General features: G+C 46.1%; 7 protein-coding genes. 1 reads left to right on the top strand and 6 read right to left on the bottom strand.

Features of this window, described 5'->3' with window-relative positions:
* The coding region (locus ACXJGZ_RS05850) for an aminotransferase (RefSeq protein ID WP_456398587.1) at positions 1–773 on the bottom strand (773 nt) is incomplete at its 3' end.
* A 103-nt stretch (positions 774–876) separates the two neighbouring features.
* Here ACXJGZ_RS05850 and ACXJGZ_RS05845 point away from each other — a divergent pair.
* Positions 877–2,004, top strand: a complete 1,128-nt coding sequence (locus ACXJGZ_RS05845) for a tyrosine--tRNA ligase (RefSeq protein WP_456398585.1) — start codon at positions 877–879, stop codon at positions 2,002–2,004.
* A gap of 4 nt (positions 2,005–2,008) precedes the next feature.
* Here the strand turns inward: ACXJGZ_RS05845 and ACXJGZ_RS05840 are convergent, their stop codons facing one another.
* The 5 genes from ACXJGZ_RS05840 to ACXJGZ_RS05820 all read right to left on the bottom strand — a co-directional run.
* Entirely contained in the window at positions 2,009–3,184 is a 1,176-nt protein-coding gene (locus ACXJGZ_RS05840) for an ATP-binding protein (protein ID WP_456398583.1), read from the bottom strand.
* 117 nt (positions 3,185–3,301) lie between these two features.
* Complete coding sequence (locus ACXJGZ_RS05835; RefSeq protein ID WP_456398581.1) at positions 3,302–4,291, bottom strand: 5-oxoprolinase subunit C family protein; 990 nt, start codon at positions 4,289–4,291, stop codon at positions 3,302–3,304.
* Positions 4,288–4,965 carry a 5-oxoprolinase subunit PxpB gene (pxpB, locus tag ACXJGZ_RS05830; protein ID WP_456398579.1) on the bottom strand — a complete coding sequence of 226 codons (678 nt, stop codon included), beginning with the start codon at positions 4,963–4,965 and terminating at the stop codon, positions 4,288–4,290. The genes ACXJGZ_RS05835 and pxpB overlap by 4 nt, the downstream gene beginning before the upstream one ends.
* A gap of 4 nt (positions 4,966–4,969) precedes the next feature.
* Complete coding sequence (locus ACXJGZ_RS05825) at positions 4,970–5,737, bottom strand: LamB/YcsF family protein (RefSeq protein WP_456398577.1); 768 nt, start codon at positions 5,735–5,737, stop codon at positions 4,970–4,972.
* A gap of 25 nt (positions 5,738–5,762) precedes the next feature.
* Positions 5,763–6,881 (bottom strand): alkaline phosphatase family protein (locus ACXJGZ_RS05820; RefSeq protein ID WP_456398575.1); only part of this gene is annotated, 1,119 nt, incomplete at its 5' end.

Raw genomic sequence — 6,881 nt, 5'->3', positions numbered from 1 at the left:
GCCAGGTAAGCGTTAGCTGGTGGATCATTGTTCTCAACAATAGTACCGCTTTCAGAACTCTTAACAATCCTGTAAACATTCTCAGGCACTTGTCCATCAATTAACGGGTGCCAGTCACCGTTATCATCAACCCAGGCAACCACACCAGGACCGTGGTAGAGAACCTTACCGTCATGAGTGAAACCCTGAGTTAGCATTCCAGCATCAGGAGTGTTCGGGTCAGGATTCACAATACCAACAACCCTGTACCCAGCTCCGGCATTACTGTTCGGATCCTCAACTGAAGCTAAATCAAGCCTGAGCTTAACACCCAGCTGGTCGAGAAGAGTATCAACGTACTCCTGCACCTGAACACCGCTTCCATAGTCTGAATCACCGGCAACCCAGAGAACTTTACCACCCTCACTGAACCACTTAGCAATAGCCTCAATCTCCTCAGGATCAAAAGGACTACCCGGCTGACCAATTATCAGAACCTTAACATCCTTTAAAGCATCGTATGTAATCTTGTCGCCTAAATTCTTGATTCCAAGAACATCGGCTTGTGCTGGATCACCGATATACGCCCAATTCACATTGGTCATGGTTGGGATAATTCCCTGAGCTATCGTTTCATTCGTATCTTTGTCAATAACGTCACCCGTTAAGTACTTGTCATTTTCACCATGTGCCAAGTCAACAGCAACTGTGGCTGCACTGGCAAAAACAAAACCAAACACACCAAAAAGCATTAAGGCAGCTAGCACTGCGCCAAGCTTCTTCACAGTTATCACCTTTAAAAATTCTGTATCTCAGAGTTATAAAGATTTTGAAGTGGAACATCCCTACACGCAAAATCCTTTAAAGGAGTAGAGCAACTTTAGGTAGGTGATGGAAATGGACATGGAAGACCGGATAAACTTGATAACGAGAAAGCCTGCCGAAGAGGTTTTAACAGTTGAAAATTTGAAGCATCTCCTAGAAGTAGGCGTTCCCCTTCAGCACTACATAGGTTTTGAGATAAGCGGTTACATTCATCTTGGAACCGGTTTAATGGCGGGAGCCAAAATAGCAGACTTCCAGAAGGCTGGAGCGAAGACTAGGGTGTTTTTGGCAGACTGGCACTCTTGGATAAACGATAAGCTCGGTGGAGATTTGGAAGTAATTCAAAAGGTTGCTTTGAGCTACTTCAAAGAGGGCATGAAGCAGAGCATTAAAGCAATGGGCGGTGACCCGGACAGAGTTGAATTTGTGCTCGCAAGCGAGATTTTGGAGAAAGGTGATTACTGGCAGACAGTAATAGACATCTCAAAGAATGTTACCCTCTCACGGATGATGCGCTCGATTACAATCATGGGAAGACAGATGGGGGAGGGTATAGACTTTGCAAAGCTCATCTATCCCGCCATGCAGGTTGCTGACATATTCTATCAGGGAGTAAACCTGGCTCATGCAGGAATGGATCAAAGGAAAGCTCACGTAATAGCAATTGAAGTGGCTCAAAGGCTCAAGTATCATTTCTTAGAGTGGGAGGGGGAAAAGTTAAAGCCCGTTGCGGTTCATCATCACCTTCTCCTAGGACTTCAAGAGCCGCCAGTCTGGCCCATAGAAGGGGAGGAGCACTTTAAGGAAATTAAGACACAGATGAAGATGAGCAAGAGCAAACCCTACTCCGCGGTATTTATACACGACACTCCCGAGGAAATAAGGCAAAAGCTTAGAAAGGCATTCTGCCCTGCAAAGGAGGTTAACTACAACCCGGTTTTGGACTGGGCAGAGTACATAATCTTTAGAGAAGAGCCTACGGAGTTCATAATCCACAGACCGGCAAAGTTCGGAGGAGATGCGACATACACGACGTTTGAAGATCTCAAAAAGGACTTTGCCGAAGGAAAGCTCCACCCACTAGACCTCAAGAACGCCGTTGCGGAGTACCTGATAGAACTCCTAGCACCCGTAAGGAAATACTTCGAGAAGAACCCCGAGCCATTGGAGCTCATGAAAGAGATAAAAATTACAAGGTGAGCTCTTAGTAAACGAGACCAAATAAAAACAGTGGCACGCGGTTATCTCCTGTGACAACGCCGTCAACCGCTGTGTAGTCCGGCCTCTGGTATTTTCCCTTTCCTTTTCCACCAACCTCGATGATTACGTCTCCCACCTTGAAGTCAGGAGTTTTTTGGCCCTTTTCCCCTTTGAGATAGCAGAGGGGAGCGATGTGAATTAGGTGGTTCACGAAGAATTCCTCCCTGAGGGCACCAAGCTCCACATCAAAGCCTTTCCTCTCAAAGAATCTCCTGAGAGGGACGGTCAAATAGAGCTTTGGCTCCTTTCTAACGTCTCCGCACGGCAGAATCCTGTGGATAAGACCCGCCGAGGTCAGGTCAGAGACCAATCTAACGGCAAAGGTTTTTGACACCCCCAAGTTTTTGGCTATTCGTGAGTAGTTGGCTTCAAAGGGCTTGGACTTGGCTATGTAGTAAAGCAGTCTAAAAGCCTCCTGCTCATATTTCACATCTATCTCCCTCAGCGCCGAGAGGTCTTGGAGTATAACCTTTCTCAGGGAACTATCAAGTGCATCAAAAAACCCGCTCTTCGGATACAGCACCCCTCCCCTAACCATGTATTCACGCCACAGTGGTTCTATTTCAGTGTACATCTGTGTCAGGTCAAACGTTCTCGAAAGGATTTCTTTGATAGACAGCCTCGGCAGGTTCATGTCACTTTTTATGTTAAGCCACTCCCGGAATGATGCCGGCGGAAGCTCCTTTAAAATTACCCTCCTCGAAAGGTCAGAGGAGGAGGTTAAGATATCAATGGTCGACGAGCCGGAGAAGATTACTCTCACCTCATGCTCGTCGTAGATGGTTTTTAAATCCGCTTCCCAGCCGGGTTTTCTATGAATTTCGTCTATGAACACGTTCCGGAAGCCCATTCTGGCCAGCTCTTTAACAACTTCATAGAGCGAGAAAGGTTTTATCAGTGTTGAATCCGCCGAGAAATAAATACTCCTTTCGTATTCTCTCGCCAGCTGGAGCATGAGAACGGTTTTGCCAACACCGCGTATGCCCCTAATACCAACATAGTATTCCTCGTCTATCCTTAGTATCTCATCAAAAAGGAACCTCCTCTTGGGGAACCTCAGCACCCACGAGGTCAGCCTCCTGCTCGTGGCAACAAGTGAGCTTAACACATGCTCGTCCATGTTATCTTCTGCGTTCTCGATCCTTATAAATTTTGTCCTCATTCAAAGACAAAATTCCAATATTTCGTCTTTATAGAAAGACAAAAATTTAAATTTTCGTTCCTACGTGAGGACGGATCAGATTTCCACAAAAACCGTGAACTCCTCTCCAAGTGCTTTTATCCTGTAAGCCCTAAGTTTGCCCTCTAAAAGTGCTTTTATGTTCCTCAACAAGGTCTCTCGCTTTCTTAACAGTTCTTGAGATTCTTCTACACTTATTGCTTTAAACCTCAGCTTTCCTCCCGCTCTTGTTTGGGCTACGTTTGGAACATCGACTTTAGCCACAACCGCTATCTTTGCATAGCCTCCTGTGGTTTGTCTATCAGCCAGCATAATTATTGGCTTCCCATTCGCTGGAACTTGGATAGCTCCTAAAGGAATCGCATCGGTTATTATATCCGCCCCCTTTTCGGAGTGCTCTATTTTTGATCCCTCTAATCGGTACCCCATCCTATCGGAGTTCGGAGTTACTTCATACGGCGAGCTTAGGAAGGTTTCAATTCCTTCTTTTGTGAAGTGCTCAAGCTGGGGGCCGAGGACCACTCTAATTTCACTCTCATTTGGATATTCTGGTTTAAACTCATCCGGAAGAGCTTTTCCTTCCTTTTTGGTTAAAATTGCATACCCCAATTTTAGCTTATCCCCTGCTTTTAGCGCCCCTCCAAGCTTAGCCCTCAAATAAGTTGCACAGCTCCCCAGGATTTTTTCGCATTTAATCCCACCAGCAAAGGCGATGTATCCATAAACGCCCCTTTTTAAAACACCAACTTCCAAAACATCTCCCCTCTTAGCCCAATAGCTCCGCCAAGGTTCGATTTTAACACCGTTAAGGTAAACGTCAGCTTCCCCCGCAACTGCAAAGACTGTGGATGAGTAAAACTTCATCGTTGGGCCTTGAAGAACGAACTCAATTAATGGAGCGTTGTCATCGTTTCCAACCAAATAATTTGCCAGCCTTGCACTGTAATCATCCATAACTCCACTAACTGGAATGCCAAGCTTTTGATAACCAAAGCGTCCCAAATCCTGAACCGTCGTTAGAGAAGGGACTTTAAGGAGCTCTATCATCTTTCCTCGCCCCCATAAATTTCCCAGAACTCTCCTTCACTTACCGGCACGAACTTAATGTAGTTTCCCGGTTGCAGAAGGGTTGGAGGTTCTCTATTTGCGTCAAAGAGCTTCAATGGTGTCCTCCCAATTAATCTCCACCCTCCAGGGCTCTCAAGGGGGTAAATCCCAGTCTGCTTCCCCGCTATGCCAACACTCCCAGCCGGCACTTTTAAGCGCGGCTTCTCCAATCTTGGTGTTGCAATCCTCTCGTCCATGCCGCCAAGATAAGCAAATCCGGGCGTAAATCCGAGCATATATACGCGGTAGAGTGGCTTTGAGTGTATTTCAATGACGTCATCAACGCTTAAACCGTTGTATTCTGCAACGAACTCTATGTCAGGCCCAAATTCGCCGCCATAAACGGTTGGAATCTCGACAATCCTAGCTTTCTCTTCCTTAGGCTCTGCATTTAAGAAGGGCTTAACGGCTTCAACGACCTCCGAGTAGCCAATTTTCAATGGGTCGTAATAGACGTAAACGCTCGTATAGGTTGGGACAATTTCAATGAGCCACTCCGGGAATGCTTTTTCTATTGCCCCAGCCACCGCATGGACTTTTTTGTTTGTTCTTTCGTCTATCTCGTTTCCAAAAATAATTACAAGGGCAGAGTCTCCAGCTGGTTTGAACTGCATAGAATCACCGCACAATCTCCTTTATCGGCACAATCTTGACTCCTTCTTCCTCCAAGCGCTCCCTTATGTAAGCTGTAATCTCAAGAGCTTTAGGGTTATCCCCATGGACACATATTGTGTCAGCTTTGAGCTCAACCCACTCGCCGTTGATTGCCTTAACGCCCCCATCCTTAACCATTGAAATTACTCTTTCCGCTATCAGCTCCTTATCGTGAATTACAGCCCCCTCTAAGCGCCTTGAAACTAAAGTTCCATCCGGGTTGTATGCTCTATCAGCAAAAACCTCATGGGCAACTTTTAGTCCCATGTCCTCTGCCATCTCTAAAGGCTTTGAGGTTGAAAGCCCTACAAAAATGAGCCTTTTGTCGAAGTCCGCTATCCCCTCCAAAACTCCCCTTGCAAGCTCTTCATCTTTGACGAGTGCGTTGTATAAAGCTCCATGAGGTTTTACGTGCTGCAAAATTAAGCCTTCCGCTTTTGTGAAAGCATAAAGTGCGCCGATCTGATAGAGGATGTAGTTTCTTGCTTCCTCTCTTGTTAGTGTCATGAACCTCCTGCCAAATCCCATCAAATCAGGATAGCCCGGATGAGCCCCAACTTGGACATTGTTTTCCTTTGCTAATTTTACGGTTTTTCTCATCACCAAAGGATCTCCTGCATGCCATCCGCAGGCTATATTGGCACTTGTAATAAAATTCATAACCTCCTCATCGAAGCCGAGCTTATACCTTCCAAAGCTCTCTCCAAGATCAGAATTAAGGTCCACTTTCATCAAATCACCGGGAAGAGTTTAGGCATTATCCTTTATTTGCCTTCCTAATCAGACTCTTCCCTACCATCTCCCTGGGCTTCTCAAGCCTAAAAAAGTCCAGCACAGTGGGGGCGATGTCATAGAGGCTTGCTCCTTCCGGACTTATATCAATATCAAAACCCCACAAAATTAGAGGGACTTTCATAACGGGCTCATTCATGGAACCATGCATTCCTTTGACCCAGTGGCTCACTCCTTTTATGCCCTTGCACATCCTATGGGAGCAGAACCAATACCCTTCCTTTGCTGAGATTAGAAGCTCTCCACTGTTTGGAGTATCGAGATGGGGCAAATCCTCCCTGAAAAAGACATGCTTAACACCCGGAGCACGTTTTAAAATTGAGTACGCATCCTCTGCTTTGTTCGGATCCCGTAGATATATATGGGCTCCCCCTCCCGCCGAGACTCTAAGGGTCTCTATACCATGCTTCCTCAGATACATCTTTATATTAACCCACCTCTCGACAGCTTCCTGACCGTGATCTGCAAATATTATGAATGCATACTCTTCCTTGAGGCGCTCCCAGAGGAGGTTTAGAGAAGTATCAACGGTTTCCACAGCTTTCAAAGCACCTTCGCTTAGGGGACCGTACTCGTGCCCCATACCGTCTATTGATGCAAAATGAACGAGGAGTAAATCGGGCTTGCACTCCTCATAGAGGTAGAGTGCCGAGCTGGCAACCCATTTATCCTTGCGCCAGTCCCTCCCGTGCTCTCTATAGAGCTTATCATCGGAGAAGAATGGAGGAAATATCCTCACATTTGCACCGCTGAAGGGTGGCATCATGTATCCGCTGACGGATGCACTTCTAATGCCTTTTTCCCGTAGAATATCGAGGATTGTTCTGGTTTTTATAACCTTATGGGGATTGAAAGCTACCTCATAGTCATAGAAATTAATCTTTGTGTCCGTTAGACGGTCATAGTATCCATTTTCAACTACTCCATGCACTCTCGGAGGAACTCCCGTCATTACGCTCGTGTGCACGAGATCTGTAAGGGTTGGAAATATGGAATTAACGACCTCAAAATAACCCTCCTCCGCCAAGCTCTGGAGGAAAGGCATGTGTTTGAGGTTATAAATGCCGTTTCCATCGAGGCTTAT

The organism is Palaeococcus sp. (in: euryarchaeotes), from assembly GCF_053987695.1.
Note: the sequence above shows the minus strand (reverse complement) of the source record. Positions and strands in the feature narration are given on the sequence as shown.